This is a genomic window from Aquabacterium sp. (assembly GCF_014378415.1).
GTDB lineage: Bacteria > Pseudomonadota > Gammaproteobacteria > Burkholderiales > Burkholderiaceae_C > Aquabacterium.
On the sequence record NZ_JACMNS010000166.1, the window covers coordinates 1 to 18,927 of the forward strand.

The 18,927-nt window shown below is 61.0% G+C and carries 19 protein-coding genes; 9 read left to right on the plus strand and 10 right to left on the minus strand.

All coding sequences use genetic code 11. The annotated features are described in order from the left end of the window. Positions 1-214: 214 nt before the first annotated feature. Positions 215-1,603, minus strand: coding sequence for a DEAD/DEAH box helicase (locus tag H7225_RS14840; protein WP_290663161.1), 1,389 nt, complete (start codon positions 1,601-1,603; stop codon positions 215-217). Between the two features lie 253 nt (positions 1,604-1,856). On the opposite strand from H7225_RS14840, the gene dnaX reads away from it, so the two are divergent. Genes dnaX through H7225_RS14860 form a run of 4 tightly spaced genes read left to right on the plus strand, consistent with a single transcriptional unit; the run spans position 1,857 to position 5,130 of the window. After that, positions 1,857-3,686: a DNA polymerase III subunit gamma/tau gene (gene dnaX, locus H7225_RS14845; RefSeq protein WP_290663162.1), complete on the plus strand. Its 1,830-nt coding sequence runs from the start codon at positions 1,857-1,859 to the stop codon at positions 3,684-3,686. A gap of 60 nt (positions 3,687-3,746) precedes the next feature. Beyond that, a complete protein-coding gene (locus tag H7225_RS14850; protein WP_230180824.1) occupies positions 3,747-4,073 on the plus strand; it encodes a YbaB/EbfC family nucleoid-associated protein in 327 nt (108 codons plus the stop codon). Positions 4,074-4,089: 16 nt separating this feature from the next. After that, entirely contained in the window at positions 4,090-4,677 is a 588-nt protein-coding gene (gene recR / locus H7225_RS14855; RefSeq protein WP_290663163.1) for a recombination mediator RecR, read from the plus strand. A gap of 57 nt (positions 4,678-4,734) precedes the next feature. Continuing rightward, positions 4,735-5,130 (plus strand): MAPEG family protein, encoded by a 396-nt coding sequence (locus tag H7225_RS14860; RefSeq protein ID WP_290663164.1) that lies wholly within the window; start codon positions 4,735-4,737, stop codon positions 5,128-5,130. A gap of 25 nt (positions 5,131-5,155) precedes the next feature. Here the strand turns inward: H7225_RS14860 and H7225_RS14865 are convergent, their stop codons facing one another. After that, positions 5,156-6,823, minus strand: a complete 1,668-nt coding sequence (locus H7225_RS14865; RefSeq protein WP_290663167.1) for a transglycosylase SLT domain-containing protein — start codon at positions 6,821-6,823, stop codon at positions 5,156-5,158. Further along, a complete protein-coding gene (gloB, locus tag H7225_RS14870; RefSeq protein ID WP_290663169.1) occupies positions 6,820-7,605 on the minus strand; it encodes a hydroxyacylglutathione hydrolase in 786 nt (261 codons plus the stop codon). The genes H7225_RS14865 and gloB overlap by 4 nt, the downstream gene beginning before the upstream one ends. On the opposite strand from gloB, the gene H7225_RS14875 reads away from it, so the two are divergent. Together H7225_RS14875 and rnhA are read left to right on the plus strand one after the other, a co-directional pair. Beyond that, positions 7,604-8,428, plus strand: coding sequence for a class I SAM-dependent methyltransferase (locus tag H7225_RS14875; RefSeq protein WP_290663171.1), 825 nt, complete (start codon positions 7,604-7,606; stop codon positions 8,426-8,428). The two genes, gloB and H7225_RS14875, sit on opposite strands and share 2 nt — an antisense overlap. 1 nt (position 8,429) lies before the next feature. Beyond that, a complete protein-coding gene (rnhA, locus tag H7225_RS14880; RefSeq protein ID WP_290663190.1) occupies positions 8,430-8,870 on the plus strand; it encodes a ribonuclease HI in 441 nt (146 codons plus the stop codon). A 7-nt stretch (positions 8,871-8,877) separates the two neighbouring features. Here the strand turns inward: rnhA and H7225_RS14885 are convergent, their stop codons facing one another. From H7225_RS14885 to H7225_RS14905, 5 genes are all read right to left on the minus strand, one after another. Then, entirely contained in the window at positions 8,878-9,426 is a 549-nt protein-coding gene (locus H7225_RS14885) for a GNAT family N-acetyltransferase (RefSeq protein WP_290663173.1), read from the minus strand. Next, the gene (gene mobA, locus H7225_RS14890) at positions 9,413-10,027 is read right to left on the minus strand and encodes a molybdenum cofactor guanylyltransferase MobA (RefSeq protein WP_290663175.1); all 615 of its coding nucleotides are present in this window, start codon (positions 10,025-10,027) and stop codon (positions 9,413-9,415) included. Before mobA ends, H7225_RS14885 begins: the two co-directional genes overlap by 14 nt. A 4-nt stretch (positions 10,028-10,031) precedes the next feature. Next, positions 10,032-11,168: a GTP 3',8-cyclase MoaA gene (gene moaA / locus H7225_RS14895; RefSeq protein ID WP_290663177.1), complete on the minus strand. Its 1,137-nt coding sequence runs from the start codon at positions 11,166-11,168 to the stop codon at positions 10,032-10,034. A 72-nt stretch (positions 11,169-11,240) separates the two neighbouring features. Next, positions 11,241-11,735 carry a C40 family peptidase gene (locus tag H7225_RS14900; RefSeq protein ID WP_290663192.1) on the minus strand — a complete coding sequence of 165 codons (495 nt, stop codon included), beginning with the start codon at positions 11,733-11,735 and terminating at the stop codon, positions 11,241-11,243. 373 nt (positions 11,736-12,108) lie between these two features. Then, the gene (locus tag H7225_RS14905) at positions 12,109-12,531 is read right to left on the minus strand and encodes an organic hydroperoxide resistance protein (protein WP_290663179.1); all 423 of its coding nucleotides are present in this window, start codon (positions 12,529-12,531) and stop codon (positions 12,109-12,111) included. A 192-nt stretch (positions 12,532-12,723) separates the two neighbouring features. On the opposite strand from H7225_RS14905, the gene H7225_RS14910 reads away from it, so the two are divergent. Then, positions 12,724-13,032 carry a hypothetical protein gene (locus H7225_RS14910; protein WP_290663181.1) on the plus strand — a complete coding sequence of 103 codons (309 nt, stop codon included), beginning with the start codon at positions 12,724-12,726 and terminating at the stop codon, positions 13,030-13,032. 17 nt (positions 13,033-13,049) lie between these two features. On the opposite strand, the gene H7225_RS14915 is transcribed toward H7225_RS14910, so the two are convergent. Both H7225_RS14915 and H7225_RS14920 read right to left on the minus strand, forming a co-directional pair. Beyond that, positions 13,050-13,871 (minus strand): crotonase/enoyl-CoA hydratase family protein, encoded by an 822-nt coding sequence (locus tag H7225_RS14915; protein ID WP_290663183.1) that lies wholly within the window; start codon positions 13,869-13,871, stop codon positions 13,050-13,052. A gap of 27 nt (positions 13,872-13,898) precedes the next feature. Beyond that, entirely contained in the window at positions 13,899-15,923 is a 2,025-nt protein-coding gene (locus tag H7225_RS14920) for an NADPH-dependent 2,4-dienoyl-CoA reductase (protein WP_290663184.1), read from the minus strand. Positions 15,924-16,691: 768 nt separating this feature from the next. Here H7225_RS14920 and H7225_RS14925 point away from each other — a divergent pair. Then, positions 16,692-17,114: a hypothetical protein gene (locus H7225_RS14925; protein ID WP_290663186.1), complete on the plus strand. Its 423-nt coding sequence runs from the start codon at positions 16,692-16,694 to the stop codon at positions 17,112-17,114. A 192-nt stretch (positions 17,115-17,306) separates the two neighbouring features. Next, on the plus strand, positions 17,307-18,776 hold the full coding sequence (locus H7225_RS14930) for a hypothetical protein (protein ID WP_290663188.1): 1,470 nt from the start codon (positions 17,307-17,309) through the stop codon (positions 18,774-18,776). Positions 18,777-18,927 lie beyond the last annotated feature (151 nt).

Below are 18,927 nucleotides of genomic sequence, written 5' to 3' on the forward strand. Positions count from 1 at the left end.
GCTGCCGCTCCTGAAGCTTCGGCCGTGGCTTCCAAGCCTGCCAAGAAGCACAAGCACCACGCCAAGAAGGCAGCTCACAAGGCTGAAGCCGCTTCGGCAGCAGCCTCGAAGTAATTTGCATTGAGCGATTGGCGCAGCTTCTAAATAGGTTGCGCTCATGAAAAAACCCGGCAATGCCGGGTTTTTTATTGTCCAAACAGGATGCTTCTCTGGATCAGCGTGTTCGATCACGTGCAGCCGGCGCCGCGCCGCGATTGCCACCGCCGCCACCACCACGCTTGTCGCCATTGCCGCGTGAGTCTCCAGCGCGCGGTGAACCGTTGTTGCGAGGAGCCGCACGGCCACCACCACCGCCACCACCACCGCCAGGACGGCCACCGGTATTGGAGCCGCCACGCCCTCCGCCGCTGGGTGCGCCGTGCAAGGTGCGACGACCCAACAGGATGGGCTCGGCCTTGGCGTTGGGGTCGGGCTCGAAGCCCTGCACCACTTCGCGCTCGATGGGCCGTTTGATCAGCTTCTCGATGTCGGCCAGGAAGCCTTCTTCGTCCACGCACACCAACGAGATGGCCTCGCCTTCGGCGCCAGCACGGCCGGTGCGGCCAATGCGGTGCACGTAGTCTTCGGCCACATTGGGCAGTTCGTAGTTGATGACGTGGGGCAACTGGTCGATGTCGATGCCGCGGGCCGCGATGTCCGTGGCCACCAGCACTTGCAGAGCACCGGATTTGAACTCGGCCAAGGCTCGTGTGCGGGCGCTCTGGCTCTTGTTGCCATGGATGGCCATGGCGGTGATGTCTTGCTTTTCCAGGTACTCAACCAAGCGGTTGGCGCCGTGCTTCATGCGCGTGAACACCAGCACCTGGTGCCAGTTGTGCGACTTGATCAGGTGCGTCAGCAACTCTTTCTTCTGATCGCGGTCGACCGGGTGGATCTTTTGCGAGATCTTATCGGCCGTGGCATTGCGACGTGCCACTTCAATCACCTGGGGGGCGTTGAGCAGCTTGTCGGCCAGAGTCTTGATCTCGTCCGAGAAGGTGGCCGAGAACAACAGGCTTTGCTTCTTGGCGGGAACGATGGCCAGCACGCGCTTGATGTCATGGACAAAGCCCATGTCCAGCATGCGGTCGGCTTCGTCCAGCACGAAGAATTCGACGTGGCTGAGGTCCAGGGTGCCTTGCTGATGGTGGTCCAGCAGGCGGCCAGGCGTGGCCACCAGGATGTCGATGCCACGGCGCAGGGCGTCGATCTGCGGCTTCATGCCGACCCCACCGAACATCACCATGGATCGCAGCGGCAAGTACTTGCCGTAGGTCCGCACGCTTTCTTCAACCTGCGCCGCGAGTTCGCGGGTGGGGGTCAGGATCAGTGCGCGGATGTGGCGCTTGGCACCTTGAGGTGCTTGGTTGATGGCCAATTTGTGCAGCAGGGGCAAGGTGAAACCGGCAGTTTTGCCTGTTCCGGTTTGCGCGCCTGCCAGCAGGTCACCACCACTGAGCACGGCTGGAATGGCCTGTGCCTGGATGGGTGTTGGGATGGTGTAGCCAGCTTCGGCGATTGCTTTCAGCAACGGCTCAGCCAACCCCAATGATTCAAACGACATAACTGCAAGCCCAATAAATGGTTATACGGCGACTGCACTCGCTTTTTCCGGGCCTGGAATAGACGAGTCAACCGGTGGTGCGTGGGCAACCTGACATGATGACATGTAAGAAAAGGTTTCCCGAAATCACCAACGTTAAATTGTAGGGGGTAGCGTGAATATTGCATAGCCTGTCCCAAATCTTAGGGGTGCTCAGATGATGTGTTGACGTCAACTTTTATCAAAGACGCGTGGTGGCCGGTAAAATCGCGCGATGAGTTCAATGGTTCTTGCCCGCAAATACCGCCCCCACAGTTTCGAGGCCATGGTTGGCCAGGGGCATGTGGTTCAGGCTTTGAGCAACGCGCTCACCCAGCAGCGTTTGCACCACGCTTATTTGTTCACCGGAACGCGGGGTGTGGGTAAAACCACCGTGTCGCGCATTTTGGCCAAATCGCTCAATTGCGTGGGGCTGGATGGCAGGGGTGGCATCACGGCGCGTCCCTGTGGCCAATGTCAGCCTTGCTGCGACATCGATTCGGGCCGCTTCGTGGATTACGTGGAGCTGGACGCCGCCTCCAACCGCGGGGTGGACGAGATCTCCCAACTGTTGGATCAATCGGTCTACAAGCCAGTGGTCGGGCGCTTCAAGGTCTACATGATCGACGAAGTGCACATGCTGACCAACCACGCCTTCAACGCCATGTTGAAGACGCTGGAAGAGCCGCCTGACTACCTGAAGTTCGTGCTGGCCACGACCGATCCGCAAAAGGTGCCAGTGACCGTGCTGTCACGTTGCTTGCAGTTCAACTTGCGGCCGATGGCCATGCAGACGGTGCAGGACCACTTGCAGCAGGTGATGGCGTCCGAGGCCATCAGCGCTGAACCGGGTGCCCTGAGCTTGCTGGCAAGGGCCGCCCGTGGCTCGATGCGTGATGCCTTGTCGCTGACCGACCAGGCCATCGCTTTTGGCGGCGGTGCTTTGCTCGAAGTCAATGTGCGGTTGATGCTGGGTGCTGTGGACAGGCAGCACATTCAGAAGATCATTGAATCGGTGTCTGCTAGCGATGGCGCAGGTTTGGTGGCTGCAGTCGACACCTTGCGCGAGCTGGGCTTGTCGGCTTCAGGCACCTTGGAAGAGCTGGCCACGGCCTTGCAACGCATGGCGGTGATCCAGGCCGTGCCGCAGGCGGTGGATGGCTCGGATCCTGACGCGGCCTTGTGGCAGTCCTTGGCCGCCCTGCTGGCCCCCGATGAAACCCAGTTGTTTTACAGCCTGGCCTTGCAAGGGCGGGCTGAACTGGCCTTGGCGCCCGATGAGTACAGCGGCCTGCTGATGCTGCTGTTGCGTTTGCTGGCGTTCAAGCCCACACAGGCCGTACAACATGTGGGAGACCGGGCCCCGCCCAGCCCAAAAGCTGAAGGCTCGGGCGCCGCCAACAGGCTGGCCCCCGAGCTCACAGTGCAAAAGGCCGCCAAGGCGGTGGCTGCGCGGCCCATTGCTCAGCCCGTGGCGCCCAAACTCGTTTCGGCACCCGTGCCCAAGGTTTCTCAGGGCATTCCACCGTGGGAGGTTTTGCCCGATCAGGCCTACGAGGCGGGCAATGCCGAACCGGACTCACCGCCTGTAGAAGCACCATCCCCATCCCTGGCTGAACCACCGGCGCCTCCTGAACAGCCGGTGGTCGCCGCCTTGCCAGACGATCCCTTGTCAGCCCGCTGGGCGCAGCTGGTGGCGCAAATGGCGGCGCGCAACAGCATCACCGCCCTGGTCCGTGAACTGGCCATGCAGGCCCAATGCTTGGCCACCATCGAAGAGGCCGGCGGCAGCCGCTGGCAACTGCGTGTCGAGCGCGAAAGCCTGCGTGGCGAGATGCACCGTGAGCGCCTGGCCCAAGCCTTGTCGCAATTGCTGGAGCACACGGCCGTCATCGAGCTGGAAGGTGGCGCGGCGGTCAACACACCGGCTCAACGCGATCAGGCGACCCGAGAGCGCCGCCAGCGCGCGGCCGAGGATTTGATCCAGCGCGATCCCCTGGTGATCTCTGTCCTGGCCCAATATCCTGGCGCCCGCATCGTGGCCGGATCCATTCGCCCGCTGTGATCGCCCGTGTTCCGGGTGACAATCGCGGTTTGCGTAAGCGTTAGATAAGAAGGAATCGTCATGCTCAAAGGACAACTCGCCGGCTTGATGAAGCAAGCCCAGCAAATGCAGGACAACCTGAAAAAGGCCCAGGACGAACTGGGCCTGATCGAGGTTGAAGGCCAGTCTGGCGCCGGCTTGGTCAAAGTGCTGATGACCTGCAAGAACGACGTCAAGCGCGTCACCATTGACCCCAGCTTGCTGGCCGATGACAAAGACATGCTGGAAGACTTGGTGGCCGCTGCTTTCAACGACGCGGTGCGCCGTGCAGAAGCCACCTCGCAGGAAAAGATGGGCAAGTTGACCGCCGGCATGCCCATGCCTCCCGGCATGAAACTGCCGTTCTGAGCACCTCGACGACAACATGGCCGATCCGGCTGTAGAGATCCTGATCGATGCCCTGCGCTGCCTGCCCGGCGTGGGGCAGAAGTCGGCGCAGCGCATGGCGTTTCACCTGTTGCAGCATGACCGTGTTGGGGCCATGAAGCTGTCGCAGGCGCTGGCGGCCTCCATCGATGAGATCGGGCACTGCGAGCGTTGCCACACCTTCAGCCGCGCGCCGGTGTGCGATGTTTGCCAGGACGAATCGCGCGATCAAAGCCTGCTGTGCGTGGTCGAAAGCCCGGCCGATCAGGCCACCTTCGAGCGCACGGGCAGTTACCACGGCTTGTACTTCGTGCTGCTGGGGCGGCTCAGCCCGCTCGATGGCATCGGTGTGCACGACATTGGCCTGACCGCTTTGCTTCAACGCGCAGTCGACGGCCTGGTCAGCGAAGTGATCCTGGCCACCAATTTCAATGCCGAAGGTGAGGCCACGGCCCATGTCATTGGCGAGGCGCTGCGTCAGCGTGGTTTAAAAGTGACGCGACTGGCGCGCGGCGTTCCCGTTGGCAGTGAGTTGGAGTACGTGGACCTGGGTACCATTGCGCACGCTTTCATGGATCGACGTTGATCCCTTGGGCGTGCATTTCCAAAACAGACATGGGTCCAAGAGACCAAGGAGATTTTGATGACGATTGCCAAATGGACAGTCCTGGCCGCTTTCATGTTGCCGGTGTTGACCGTGGGTCTGGCCAAGGCCGGCACGATTCGCCTGGGCCGTAAAAACGGCGGCTACGACAACAACAACCCGCGCGAGTGGGCGGGCAAGTTGACGGGCTGGCACCAACGTGCCCATGCCGCGCAGATCAATGGTTTTGAAGGTTTGCCACTGTTCGCAGCGGCAGTGATCTTTGCCCAGATGGCGCTGGCTGATCAGGCCCGCATCGACCTGCTGGCCCTGGCCTACATTGGCATTCGCCTCGTGTACACGGCCCTGTACCTGGCCGACTTGGGCTCACTGCGCACCCTGGTGTGGACTGCAGGCCTGGCCACCAACATCGCACTGCTGATGATGGCGGCCTGAAGAAGGCTTTGAGGTGCGGGGAAGGTCAGCGAGCGCTGGCTACTCGCACACGGCTGGCGCGGCTGGGTGTCGCGCGGCCTTTCACGACGCGGTTGCCAGTGCGGGATGCGCTGGCCACCTTGACCGCGGCCTTGCTGGACGAGCGTGCCACGGTGCGTGTGTTTTTCTGCACTTTTTTGCCTGCGGCCACATAGACCACCACGCTTTGGCCACGGGTGAACTTGGACGAGGCCGATACGCGATTCCATTGCGCCACTTGCGAGGCCGACACGCGGTAACGGCGGGCCAGGCTGGCCACCGAATCGCCCTTGCCAGCACGCAGTGTCATGCGGCGCAGGGGCGGCACGTCTGGGGCCAGGGCCATCATGGCGTTGTCGGCCACGGTTTCAGACACGTCTTGTTCACGGTGCTGGCTGCGGGGCACCAGCAGGGTTGAGCCCGCCTTGACCAGCATCTTGGGCGGAATGCGGTTGATGTCGCGCAACGCGTCCTCGCTCATGCCGACTTGCTTGGCGGCTTCGGCTGGGCGCATGGTGCGCGGCACGGTCCACGCCGTCCAGGTGGCCAGCAGGCCCTTGTGCTGGCTGAGGTTGTGCACAAACTGGCTGGCGTTGTCGTAAGGCAAGAGCACCTGGGGCGTGCCAGCGGCCAGGATCACCGGTTTGTTCATCGAGGGGTTGAGGTCCTTGAACGCGTCAGTGGACAGGCCGGCCAGTTTGGCGGCCAGGGGCACGTCCATGTCGCGCTGGATGGGAACGCTGACAAAGTAAGGATGGTTCTCGATCGGCGTCAGGATCAGGCCGAAGCTGTCTGGACGCAGCACGATGTTGCGCACGGCGTGCAGCTTGGGCACGTAGTTGCGCGTCTCGGCCGGCATGTTCAGGCTGAGGTAGTCGGTGGGCAGGCCCGCCTTGATGTTGCGGTTGATGGCCTTTTGCACATTGCCTTCGCCCCAGTTGTAGGCGGCCAGGGCCAGGTGCCAGTCGCCAAACTGGCGGTTAAGGCGCTGCAGGTAGTCAAGCGCGGCCCGGGTGGATGCGAGCACGTCGCGGCGGTCATCGCGAAACACGTTTTGCTTGAGCTCGAAATCCTTGCCCGTGGCGGGCATGAATTGCCAGATGCCGGAGGCTCGGGCCGATGACTGGGCTTGTGGGTTGAAGGCGCTTTCGATGAAAGGCAGCAGGGCCAGCTCGGTGGGCATCTGGCGGCGCTCGATCTCTTCCAGCACATGGAAGAGGTAGCGGCTGGAGCGCTCGGTCATGCGCTGTACGTAGTCGGGGCGGCTGGCGTACCAACGCTCGTGGTCACCGACCAGCGCGATGTCCAGCTCAGGCAGACCAAAACCACGGCGCACGCGGGCCCACAGGTCTTGGTTGGCGCTCAGATCGTCCAGGTCCAGCGTGGTGTCTGGGCGCAGCGGGTCGGTGGGGGTGCCCACGGCTTCGCGAGCGTCGTCTTGCAAGGCGACACCTCGATTGGCCTGGGCTTTGACCTGGGCTTTGATTGTGGGGGCCGAGGGCGCCACCGCGACCATGGCCGCCGCGGTGGTCGCTGCGGCCAATTTGGTGGCGCCGTCTTGATCACTCGATCGGGTGATGAACGTGTCCAGGCTGGAGCAGCCTGTGACCAGGAGGGCGCTGACCAGGGCAACGCAAAGGGCGATGGGTCGAAGGGCGGGCTTGATGATGCTCATGCTTTGAAACTGTTTTTCCATTGGCGCAGGGCGGTGAAAACCGCCGAGCCGGAGCTGTCTTGGGCGCCATGTTGTTGGGCGCTGGCGATCACCTGAGGTTGGGCACAGCGCATGAATGGGTTGATGGCCATCTCGGTGGCCATCGTGGTCGGCAAAGTCGGCTTGCCAAGCTGTCTCAGTTGTTGGCAAGTCATCTTATAGGCGGCAGTGTCGGTGTTGTGCGGTTCCACGGCGCGGGCAAAACGCAGGTTATCCAGGGTGTATTCGTGGGTGCAGCACACGGTGGTGTTGCCAGGCAGGGTGCTGAAACGACTCAAGGCCTGGAACAGTTGTTCGGCCGTGCCGTCGTAAAGGCGGCCACATCCAGCGCTGAAAAGGGTGTCGCCGCAAAACAGCAAGGGCGGCTGGCCCGGTTGAGTGAGGTCGGAACGCACCAAATAGGTGATGTGGTCCGCAGTGTGGCCGGGGGTGTCCCACACGTCAACCCTTGTGCCTAGAAAATCAATGTAAAAGCCTTCGCCCACCTTGATGTCAACACCTTCGATGTCGGAGTTGGCGGGGCCATAGACCGGACCTTTCAGGTGGGGCCGCAAGGCTGCCAGGCCGCCGACATGGTCCAGGTGGCGATGGGTCACTAGAATGAGCGCCAGTTCAAGGCCCAGGCTTTGCAAGGCATCCAGAACGGGCGTCGAGTCTCCCGGATCCACGACGAGGGCTTTTTGGCCATCGTGAAGCATCCAGATGTAGTTGTCAGTGAAGGCGGGTAGGGCAAGCAGATTCATGAGTAAAGTCGCGCCGATTATAGAGTTGCACCCCTGGCTGGCCTTGCCGCCAGGCCAGGCTTTGCTGGAGTGGGAACAATGCCAGATTGATCGGTTGGTGGCCGATGTGTTCGGTTTTCACGCCATGCAATTGGGCCTGCCGGAACTGGATGGGTTGCGCACGAACCGCATGCCCCACCGCTGGTTGGCCTTGGACACAGCCTACCAGGGCTGGACGCCCCCCGCCGAGAAAGGCCCTGTGTCGCTGGAGCAGGGCGCGCCCTTGAGTTTGCGCTGCGATTTCGAGGCGCTGCCATTCCCGAGCAACAGCCTGGACTTGGTGGTGCTGCCGCACGCTTTGGAGCTGGCGCGCGACCCCCACCACACCTTGCGCGAGGTCGAGCGTGTGCTGGTGCCCGAGGGGCGCGTGGTGATCGCCGGGTTCAACCCGGCCAGCTTGTGGGGCTTGTGGCAGCGCATGGGCACTTGGGGTGTTGATCGTGCCACGGTTTTGCCGCAAGGCGAATTCATCGCGTACTGGCGTTTGCGAGATTGGCTGCGCCTGCTGGATCTGGAGGTGGAGGCGGGCAGTTTTGGCTGCTACCGCCCCATGATCAGCAGCGAAACATGGTGGAATCGGTTGGAGTGGATGGACCGCGCGGGCGATCGTTGGTGGCCGGTGCTGGGCGCCGTTTACTTCGTGGTGGCCGTCAAGCGGGCGCGGGGCATGCGCATGGTGGGCAAGGTGCGCAAGGCGCGCGTGCCACACCCGGTTGCAGCGCCTGCGGCCGTGACCAGCCGCCAGCAAAGACAAGCCATTTTCAACAAGGACAAGAATGAGTGAGATGGAACAGCCCGTGGTGGTCTACACCGACGGTGCGTGCAAAGGCAACCCGGGGCCGGGCGGCTGGGGCGTGTGGATGGTGAGCGGCCAGCATGAAAAGGAGATGTGGGGCGGTGAGACCTTGACGACCAATAACCGCATGGAGTTGATGGCGGTGATCCAGGCCCTGACGGCACTCAAGCGGCGCTGCTCGGTCATCATCTACACCGACAGCCAGTACGTGCGCAAAGGCATCACGGAATGGAACACGGGCTGGAAGCGCAAGGGCTGGAAAACGGCGGACAACAAGCCGGTCAAGAACGCTGATCTTTGGCAACGTCTGGAGCTGGCCGCCGCCGAGCACCAGGTGGACTGGCGTTGGGTGAAGGGCCACGCGGGTGACCCTGGCAATGAACGCGCCGATGGCCTGGCCAACCGGGGCGCGGCCGAAGCCATGGCGTGAATGATCCTTACAGGATCATGACCATGGTCAGCTTGTCGAAATAGCGGACCTGGCCGGGCCCGTCGATCAGCTTGATCACGTGGGGAACGACGCCGCAGGCCTGGAAGCCAGCGCGCTCATAAAGGCGGATGGCGGCCGTGCTGGAGGTGCTAACGCGCAAGGTGATCTGCTCCAGGCCGATGGCTTTGCGGGCCTCGCTGAGGCAGGCCGTCATGAGCAGGTCGCCCAGGCCTTCGCCCATGTGCGAGGGGCTGACCATCATGCTGTTGAGTTCGGCGCTGTGGCGCAGCTTCTGCAAGGATTGGCGCTCTAGCCCGATGGTGCCGACCAGCTTTCGGCCGTGCCAGGCGCCCAGCAAAAACGTGCCGCCCAAAGTGTCGTGCAGGCCGAGTCTGCCGATGTAGCCCTCGGGTGGGCGCGCGTGCTCGCTTTCGATGTCGTTGTCGAAGGCATCAATGTGCAGGCGCAGGCCTTCATCGCGCAAAGACTTGTAGGCGTTCAGATCAGCCGGCCCGATGCGGGCTATTCGGGCGCAGGATGGTTCAGACAGGTCCATGCAGTGTCTCCGGGATGTTGATGTTGATGAAAGCTGCAGGGTCGTCGAAGGATACGCCGATCCAGGCGCATGACTTGATCCACTGGCCAACGCGCCGCTCGCCTTGGGCCAAGGCGGCTTCCAGTGATGGGCGGGTGTGGGCGTGGATCAGGGCGCAAGTCCAGTGGTGGCGGGTTTCTCCGTTGGCATCGCAGGTCACTGGCACGGCGATGTTGGCGTGGTGGGCCAGGGCCTGCTGGTGCAATTGACCAACCAGCGTTGAGGGCAGGGCCGGGGTGTCGCAGGCGGACACCATCAACCACGGGGTCGCCACCTGGCGCAGGCCCGTCAGGATGCCAGCCAGGGGGCCGAGTGAGGTGTTGATGCCTTCGTCGTCGGGCCAGACCTCGCCGCCAGCTGATGCGGCTTCCAGCAACTGCGCATAGTTCGCCAGGTCGCGGTTGGCGTTGATGCGCAAGGTGCTGACCTGGCCCCGCAAGGCATGGATCACCCAGCTTGCCAAAGCCTGGCCCTGGTAGGGCTGCAGGCCCTTGTTGGCACCGCCCATGCGCCGACCTTCACCGCCCGCCAGGATCCACCCGGTCACCTCGGACTGCGGCATGGCCTCAGCCACCGATGTAGCTCATCTCGATGCGGTGCTCGGGCGCCACGCCTTGGGCCCGCAGTTGCGAGTATTGGTCTTCACGCCGAGACCACAGGTGGCGCAGACCAGCGGCGATGTCGTCATCTGAATGGCCTTGGTCTGCACGCAGCAGGGCGCGCAGGTCGTGCCCCCGGCTGGCGAACAGGCAGGTGAACAGCTGCCCGTCGGTCGACAGCCGCAGGCGGTTGCAGTCACCGCAAAAGGCCTGGGTGACGCTGGAGATGAAGCCCACCGAGCCTTGGCCATCGGCATAAGACCAGCGCTCTGCGGTCTCACCAGGGCGTTGGCTGGTCGTGGCTTGCAAGGGAAACTGCGCGTGGATGCGCTCACGCACCTGGCTGGACGCCAGCACCTGGTCCATCTGCCAGGCGTTGGTGTTGCCCACGTCCATGAACTCGATGAAGCGCAGCTCGATGCCGGTGCCGCGAAAGTACCGTGCCATTGGCAGGATCTGATCGTCGTTGACGCCGCGCTGCACCACCATGTTGACCTTGATCGGGCCCAGGCCCACGGCCTGCGCAGCTTCAATGCCGGTGAGCACATCGGCCACCGGGAAGTCGGCGTCGTTCATGCGCTTGAACACCGCATCGTCCAGGGCGTCCAGGCTCACGGTGATGCGGTGCAGGCCCGCGTCTTTCAGCGCCTGCGCCTTGCGGGCCAGGATCGAGCCGTTGGTGGTCAAGGTCAGCTCGGGCGCCTGGCCATCCAGCGTGCGCAGCTGCGCCAGTTGTTCAATCAGGCGCTCAAGGTGGCGGCGCAACAAGGGCTCGCCACCAGTCAGGCGCAGCTTGCGCACGCCCAGCCCCATGAAGATGCGGGCGGTGCGCGTGATCTCTTCAAAGGACAGCAATTGCGGCTGTGGCAGGAAGGCATGGTCGCTGCCGAACACATCGCGCGGCATGCAGTAGCTGCAGCGGAAGTTGCAGCGGTCGGTCACCGAGATGCGCAGGTCACGCAAGGGGCGGCCAAGCCTGTCGATGGGCTCGCGTGCGGCCGACCGGGGCCCTTGAAGGGGAAGGATGGGGCTGGTTCGGGGCGCCCGCAGTTGCTCGCGCAAGCGTTGCAGGGGGGCCAGCGTGGACTCACTCATGGCCGCCATTGTGCGACAGCGGGGCGCTGTTGGCGGCGCCTGCACCACGTGACCCGGGGGGATGTCGGGTTGTTGATGCGGTCAGGGCGTGGCGGGGGTGGTGGCTTCGACCTTGGGCGCGCGGCGGGCGCCGTCAAAACGCTTTTGCCAGTACGACAGGCGCATGTCCTCGACCCGAACCTCGCCACCAGCGCGGGGCGAGTGGATGAACTTGTTGTCGCCGATGTAGATGCCGACGTGCGAAAAAGTGTGGCGCAGGGTGTTGAAAAACACCAGGTCGCCCGGCTTGAGTTCGGCCTGCTTGACCGACACCAGGTCGGGCGAATTGGCTTGCTCGGACGCGCGGCGGGGCAGGATCAGGCCCACGCTGTTTTCAAACACGTGGCGGGTGAAGCCGCTGCAGTCAAAACCGCTGTCAGAGGACTGGCCGCCGCGCTTGTAGGGCACGCCCAGAAAATTCATGGCCGACAGCACGAGTTCAGACGCCATGTTGGTGGCCTTGTTGCGAACCTGCTGGGCCAGGTCGGTGACCGGCTTGGTGTTGATCAGGCCTTTGTCTGACAAGAAACGGCTGATCGGGTCGGCGTTGGTTTCGGTGGGGGCGGTGTTGGCCGACGGGGCTTGCCCGGTCAGCGCGGCGATGGCGGCTGCGGCATCAGGGCTGAGGGCCTGTTGATTGCTGGTTTGCGCACTGGCCGATGAGACCGAAAACGCCAGGCAAATCGCCAAAATGGCTGCTTTGGCGCGCCCTGCGTTCAAAGTCTGGCTCAGCGGGGCGCTGGCGACTTTGGAACAAGCTGGGCGACTGCGGCAAAACACAAAAGGCATGGGGCGCAAGCTTAAGTTGACTTCGCGATCGACGTCAACCCGAAAAACACGGTGGAAACATCACGTTATCACCGATTCCTCATGAAACTTGCGCCCATTGGTGCCCGGTTGTAGCTGCGGGTTACAGCACGTTCAAGGTCACGGTGATGTTGTTGCGCGTGGCGTTGGAGTAAGGGCAGACGATGTGGGCAGCATCGACCAGCGCCTTGGCTTCGTCGGCCGGCATGCCGGGCAAAGTGATGTTCAGCGTGGCCTGGATGCCGAAACCCGTGGGGATGGGGCCGATCGACACATCGCCTTGCACATTGGTGCCGGCGGGCAGGGGTGTTTTCTTTTGGCCGGCCACGAAGCCCATGGCGCCCAGGAAACAGGCCGAGTAACCCGCAGCGAACAGTTGCTCAGGGTTGGTGCCGTTGCCGTTGCCGCCCATTTCCTTGGGCAAGGCCAGGGAGACGTCCAGCAGGTTGTCAGACGATACGGCGCGGCCCTCGCGGCCCCCGGTGGCGGTGGCGTGGGCGGTGTAGACGATTTTTTCAAGCGACATGGTGGGATCCAGACGGTGTGGTTGGGGGTGAATTAAATTGCGTACAACCTAATTTTAAGGCAAAAGCGTTCACAGCATCGGGCGCACTCAATGGCCCCGATGCCTTTGGGGGCTCTGGACACCACGTTTTATGGGGGGGACGGCGGCGGCCTTATTGGATACGATGGAGGCCAGGATGGATGAAAGCGAGCAATGGCTCTGATTGAAAAGACGATAGCCCTGACGACTGCCGCCGCGTGCCTGCTCATGCTGGTGCGGCTGATGATCGGCAGCCGCCGCCGCGATCAACTTGACCGCGCCGTGCTGGGCCGCTGGCAGCGTTACAGCACCTGGGTGGTCAAAACCTGGCGTTGGCGCGTGTCCAAGAAAAAAGCGGCCAAGGAGGCTGAGGCCGTGATCAACCGGGCCCGCACCCGGGGCGATTGGGACGGCAATGTGTTCCGCCCCAAGACCTTTCAAAAGCCGGACAAAAAGCCCGGCAAGCCCGTTGACCGGGATTGATTGAGGCTTCTTCGCCCTCAGTCCAGAAACTCCGGCGTCTGCTTGCTCATCTGCGCCATCATGGCCGCTTGCAGGTCGGTGGACATCAGCATGGCGGCGTTCCAGGTGGCGATGTAGTTCAGGCCATCGGCCACGCTGTGATCGCGTGCGTACAGGATCATTTCCTTGGTGCCACGGATCGACAGCGGTGATTTGGCCGCGATGGTGGCCGCGATTTCGCGCACACCATCACGCAGGGCCTGGGGCGTGTCGAACACGCGGTTGACCAGGCCGATCTCTTTGGCCTCAGTGGCCAGCACCTTGCGGCCGGTGTAGGCCAGCTCGCGCGCCATGCCGTCGCTGATCAGCTTGGGCAAGCGCTGCAAGGTGCCCACATCCGCCGTCATGCCGATGTCGATTTCCTTGATGGTGAAGTAGGCCTCGGCACTGCAATAGCGCATGTCGGTGCAGGTGATCAGGTCGATCCCACCGCCCACGCAGGCGCCATGCACGGCGGCCAGCACGGGCTTGCGGCAGCGCTCCATGCTGGTCAGCGTGTCTTGCAAATCCAGGATCATGCGGCGCAGGTTTTCGCGGGTGCGGCCGTCGCAATCGCTTTTGATTTGCGCTTGCAGGCCCATCATCATGGTCAGGTCAATGCCCGAGGTGAAGTGCTTGCCTTCGCCTTCGATGATGGCCACGCGGGCCTCGGGCGTGGCGTCGATCCACTGGAAGGCCTGGCGGATCTCGTGCCACATCGCCAGGTTCATGGCGTTGGCTTTGTCGGGGCGGTTCAGGCGCACGGTGGCGATGTGGTCGGCCAGGGTGACGGTCAAGGTCTCGTAAGTGGGGGTGCTCATGTGGGGTCTCCGGGGCGTGGGGCCAGGTCAGATGGCGGCGGCCAACTCGGCGCCTTGCTTGATGGCGCGCTTGGCGTCCAGCTCGGCGGCCACGTCGGCGCCACCGATCAGGTGCACTTTGCAGCCAGCAGCTTGCAAGTCAGCCTGCAGTTCGCGCAAGGGATCTTGGCCCGCGCACAGCACCACCGTGTCGGCGGGGATGAGCTTGGGCTCGCCACCCACGGTGATGTGCAAGCCGGCGTCGTCCACCTTGTTGTACGTGACGCCCGCGATCATGTGCACGGCGCGGTTCTTCAGGCCTGTGCGGTGGATCCAGCCCGTGGTCTTGCCCAGGCCGTCGCCCACCTTGCTGGTCTTGCGTTGCAGCAGGTAGACCTGCCTGGGCGATTTTTCAAGATCGGCGGGCTTGATGCCGCCACGGTCGGCGTAGCTGGTGTCGATGCCCCACTCGGCGTAGAACTTGGCCGGGTTGACGCTGGCGCTTTCGCCCGCGTGCGTGAGGTACTCGGCCACGTCGAAGCCGATGCCGCCCGCGCCGATGATGGCCACCACGTTGCCCACGGGCTTGCCATCGCGGATCACGTCGAGGTAGCTCAGCACCTTGGCGTGGTGGATGCCTTCGATGGGCGGCGTACTCGGCGTGACGCCGGTGGCCAGCACCACTTCATCGAACTTGCCGTTGATCAAGTCTTGCGCGGTGACGCGTTGGTTGAACTGCGTCTTCACGCCGGTCAGCGCCAGTTGCTTGCGGAAGTAGCGCAGGGTCTCGTAGAACTCTTCCTTGCCCGGCACCTTTTTGGCGACGTTGAACTGGCCGCCCACATCGGGGCCGGCTTCGAACAAGGTGACGTCGTGGCCGCGCTCGGCCGAATAGGTGGCGAAGCTCAAGCCCGCCGGGCCCGCGCCGACCACGGCGATGCGCTTGACCTGCGTGGTGCGCGGGAAGTTGAGCAGCGTCTCGTGGCAAGCGCGCGGGTTGACCAGGCAGGAAGTGATCTTGCCGCCGAAGGTGTGGTCCAGGCAGGCCTGGTTGCAGCCGATGCAGGTGTTGATCTCGTCCGCGCGGCCTTCCTTGGCCTTTTGCACGAAGAAGGCGTCGGCCAGCAGCGGGCGCGCCATCGAGACCATGTCGCAGAAGCCATCGGCCAGCAGCGCCTCGGCTACTTCGGGTGTGTTGATGCGGTTGGTGGCGACCAGGGGGATGCCCACGTGGCCCTTCATCTTCTGCGTGACCCAGGCGAAGGCCGCGCGCGGCACCTTGGTGGCGATGGTGGGGATGCGTGCCTCGTGCCAGCCGATGCCGGTGTTGAGGATGGTGGCGCCCGCGGCCTCGATGGCCTGGGCCAGCTGCACCACCTCTTCAAACGTAGAGCCGCCTTCGACCAGGTCGAGCATTGACAGGCGGTAAATGATGATGAAGTTGGGGCCTACGCGTTCGCGCACGCGCTTGACGATCTCAACGGGGAAGCGGATGCGGTTGGCGTAGCTGCCGCCCCATTCGTCGTCGCGCTGGTTGGTGCGGGCGGCGATGAACTCGTTGATCAGGTAGCCCTCGGAGCCCATGACCTCGACGCCGTCGTAACCGGCCGATTGGGCCAGGGCAGCGCAGCGGGCGTAGTCGTCGATGGTCTTGGCGACTTCATCGGACGTGAGCGCGCGCGGGGTGGCGGGGCTGATGGGCGCCTTGATGGCGCTGGGGCCGACCAGGCCGGGGTGGTAGGCGTAGCGGCCGAAGTGCAGGATCTGCAGGGCGATCTTGCCGCCTTCGCGGTGCACGGCCTCGGTCACGACCTGGTGGTGGTCGGCTTCTTCTTGGGTGGTGAGGCGCGAGCCGCCGGGGAAGGGCGCGCCTTCGTCATTGGGGGCGATGCCGCCGGTCACGATCAGGCCCACACCGCCGCGCGCCCGTTCGGCGTAGAAGGCGGCCATGCGCGCGAAACCGTCCTTGGCTTCTTCCAGGCCCACGTGCATGGAACCCATGATGACGCGGTTGGGGAGGGTGGTGAAGCCGAGGTCGAGGGGTTGCAGGAGGTGGGGGTAGGGGGTGGGCATGTGTGGGGGCCTTGCAAGCGAGAGGGGTGGTGCTATTGGTGGCAGGACTGTAGGGGATGGGGGGTTTTTATGCAACTGGTTGCATAAGAGGGTGGAGAGGGGCGCTTTTGGGGTGGGGCGCAAGGCTTTTTGGGGCGTGCGCAAGGATGTGGAGCCTTGCGCGCAAGGGTTTGAGGGTGGTGCGCGGGTGTTTTAGAGCGGGGCGCGGGGCTTTTTGGCTTGCGGGGTGGGGCTTTGAGGGTTGTGCGCAAGGCACCAGAGCCTTGCGCGCAAGGGTTTGAGGGCGGCGCGACGGTGTTGGAGGGTTGCGTGCGAGGTTGTTGGGGCTGAGGGGGTGAGTCTTTTTGGGGCGTGCGCAAGGTTCAGGGCGTTGCGTGCGACGGTATTTGGGTTGTGCGTCGGGAGTTGGATGCTTGCGTGCAGGGCCTTTGAGGCTTGCGGGTGGGGCTTTTTGGGCGGTGCGTCGTGATATTTGGGTGATGCGCGAGGATTGAAGTGCCGCGTGTAAGTTTTTTAGGGTGGCGCGCCATGGTTGAAGGGGTGCGGGTGAGGTTCGGGGCTTGCGAATTGACCTGTAACAAGGAGTGATCTATGCTCAACGAGCTTCGTTTTCGACGAATCGCTCGCGGCGGATGGAGGGTGGGCTAAAGATGTTAAGAATTTTGCGGTGATTGCCGGGAGGCGGGACGTATTGGGGTCTATTTCATTTGGTTATTCATCGACGTAGATGGGCATATCGATAGCCGACAATGAATGCATGAATGCTTGATGTCTAAATTATGGGTAGGTTTTTTGCTGGCACATCGCATCTATCTGAAAAATAACCGGGAGATTAGTGGTATGTACTATCGTCGATACGCAGGCCAACTTGACTACATCCCGGCCACTGATGGCTACTATGAGGTGGAGACCTTTATCATCCAAGATGAAAGTATCGGCTTTGCCATGACTGAGGTTGTACCTGGAAGCAATGCGGGATGGAGGATATCTGGGCGAGCTAGCAAACAAGGATCAGAGTATGTTGCAAACAATGTCAAGTTCGCAAATAGCGGAGCTACTTCCCTAGATAGGACAATTTCCTTCACGGTATTTGAGGAGGAGCCTGGTGTGCTCGCATCAATTCACGGACAGATCTACGGCCTAGACATTCCGACGTGCCATTTCGAGGGCGACTTAGAAGTCATTAAATAGCTCCAAGACCACATTAAAATTATGTGTAAATCAGCATATTTTCAATGAATTTTCCGAGCAGTAGCCATTTTTGGCCAGCCGAGGCCCACAAGCTTCGCACTCCGGCGCGGCTTGCCGTAGGCGTTAACCTTATCCCATGATTGCCGGTAGACGAATCAGGCAACCAACAAAAATCTATATAAATTCAGAAATATGAACGACACACTGAACATCACCTTCGGGGACCGCGTCGCTGAGAACGAGTCACAGGATCTATCCGTTTATTTTATAAAAACAGAGCACTGGGAAAAAGTAAGAAGTGGCAAAGTAGATATAATATTTGGATCGAAGGGTGCGGGGAAAAGTGCGCTATATACACTCCTTTTCAAGCAGGCAGAACAACTGAAGCAAGAAGGTACAACGCTAATTTCCGCAGAAAAACCTACTGGGCAGACCGTTTTTTCAGAGATAAAAAATACTCCACCCACAACGGAGGCGGAATTTATAACTCTTTGGAAAATATATATTTGTCAACTCATAGTGCAGCAGTTGTTGGAAAGTGGCAGCTGCGCAGACGAGGCAAACGAAGTAAAAAACAAATTGGTAGAGGCGGGGCTAATTGAAGAAAAGAATACGTTAAAGAGACTGGTTAATTCTGCAATGTCCTTTGCTCGTCGAATCATCAATCTCGAATCCATTGAGGGTGGGGCAGCACCAGACGGCTCGGTGACGGGGAAGATTACATTTAAAACCCCCACCGCCGAAAATCATAAGCTTGGATTTGTTTCGGTGGATGAGTTGCTTGAAAGTCTTAATGACTATCTCATGAGGAAATCATTGAGATACTGGATGCTATTTGATCGACTTGATGTTGCATTTGATCAAGATGCCGAGTTGGAGAAAAATGCACTTAGGGCACTTTTTAAAACTTACAGAGACATTGAAGACCTTGAGGCAATATGCCTCAAGGTCTTCCTTCGAGATGATATTTGGAAGCGAATTACTGATGAGGGATTTCGGGAGTCTAGTCACATAACTCGAACCACAACCATTAGTTGGTCTCCTCAAAGTTTGCTGAATTTGATAATATTGCGTGCAATAAGAAATCCTCAAATCGCGGCGCAATATCAGGTAAACACGGACGCAATTGAGCGAAGTCACGCTGAGCAGCGATCACTTTACTACAAAATGTTTCCTGAGCAGGTTGAAATCGGTGAAAAGCAATCCGACACATTCGACTGGATTCTAAATCGCGTTAGGGACGGATTGGGAAACGCTGCGCCGAGAGAAGTTATACACTTTCACAACGAGGTGATCAATTGCGAAAAAGAATCGATCTCCATCGGCACACGAAAAATTGAACCCCAAAATATTTTTAGCCGCCCTTCCGTTAAGGCTGCCACGTCAGAGGTCTCAAAAGTAAAGACAGAACAAAATTTATTCGCAGAAAACGCCCACTTAAAGCAATATATACAAAAACTGGATGGTAACAAAGCCGAGCAGAATATCGAAACACTTGCCGCTCTTTGGGTGAAAAGTCATGATGAGACGAAATTGATCGCTGCGGAACTGGTTTTTGTTGGTTTCTTTGAGCAGCGTGCGGCGAGAGATGAGGGGATTTATAAAATACCATTCATATATCGACCCTACCTTCGGGTTACTCAGGGTAAGGCTTTTTCATAAGTTGCAAGGGCTAGGGAGCTGCTGATCAATGACCGCTTCACGCACACCCAGCAGCTATCGTGGGCTTGAATGTCGCGATGACGGTCAAATTCAGCCGGAATTCATGGCTTTGGACGTTTCCAACGTGATTTCAGGCCCCTTTCGGGGTTCA

Coding starts and splice junctions, on each gene's coding strand:
- H7225_RS14915 (WP_290663183.1), bottom strand. CDS start 13,871: ATGAGCACCCCCACTTACGAGACCTTGACCGTCACCCTGGCCGACCAC.
- moaA (WP_290663177.1), bottom strand. CDS start 11,168: ATGGCGGCCATGAGTGAGTCCACGCTGGCCCCCCTGCAACGCTTGCGC.
- H7225_RS14905 (WP_290663179.1), bottom strand. CDS start 12,531: ATGTCGCTTGAAAAAATCGTCTACACCGCCCACGCCACCGCCACCGGG.
- H7225_RS14865 (WP_290663167.1), bottom strand. CDS start 6,823: ATGAGCATCATCAAGCCCGCCCTTCGACCCATCGCCCTTTGCGTTGCC.
- H7225_RS14930 (WP_290663188.1), top strand. CDS start 17,307: ATGAACGACACACTGAACATCACCTTCGGGGACCGCGTCGCTGAGAAC.
- gloB (WP_290663169.1), bottom strand. CDS start 7,605: ATGAATCTGCTTGCCCTACCCGCCTTCACTGACAACTACATCTGGATG.
- H7225_RS14885 (WP_290663173.1), bottom strand. CDS start 9,426: ATGGACCTGTCTGAACCATCCTGCGCCCGAATAGCCCGCATCGGGCCG.
- H7225_RS14840 (WP_290663161.1), bottom strand. CDS start 1,603: ATGTCGTTTGAATCATTGGGGTTGGCTGAGCCGTTGCTGAAAGCAATC.
- recR (WP_290663163.1), top strand. CDS start 4,090: ATGGCCGATCCGGCTGTAGAGATCCTGATCGATGCCCTGCGCTGCCTG.
- rnhA (WP_290663190.1), top strand. CDS start 8,430: ATGGAACAGCCCGTGGTGGTCTACACCGACGGTGCGTGCAAAGGCAAC.
- H7225_RS14920 (WP_290663184.1), bottom strand. CDS start 15,923: ATGCCCACCCCCTACCCCCACCTCCTGCAACCCCTCGACCTCGGCTTC.
- H7225_RS14910 (WP_290663181.1), top strand. CDS start 12,724: ATGGCTCTGATTGAAAAGACGATAGCCCTGACGACTGCCGCCGCGTGC.
- H7225_RS14850 (WP_230180824.1), top strand. CDS start 3,747: ATGCTCAAAGGACAACTCGCCGGCTTGATGAAGCAAGCCCAGCAAATG.
- mobA (WP_290663175.1), bottom strand. CDS start 10,027: ATGCCGCAGTCCGAGGTGACCGGGTGGATCCTGGCGGGCGGTGAAGGT.
- dnaX (WP_290663162.1), top strand. CDS start 1,857: ATGAGTTCAATGGTTCTTGCCCGCAAATACCGCCCCCACAGTTTCGAG.
- H7225_RS14860 (WP_290663164.1), top strand. CDS start 4,735: ATGACGATTGCCAAATGGACAGTCCTGGCCGCTTTCATGTTGCCGGTG.
- H7225_RS14925 (WP_290663186.1), top strand. CDS start 16,692: ATGTCTAAATTATGGGTAGGTTTTTTGCTGGCACATCGCATCTATCTG.
- H7225_RS14875 (WP_290663171.1), top strand. CDS start 7,604: ATGAGTAAAGTCGCGCCGATTATAGAGTTGCACCCCTGGCTGGCCTTG.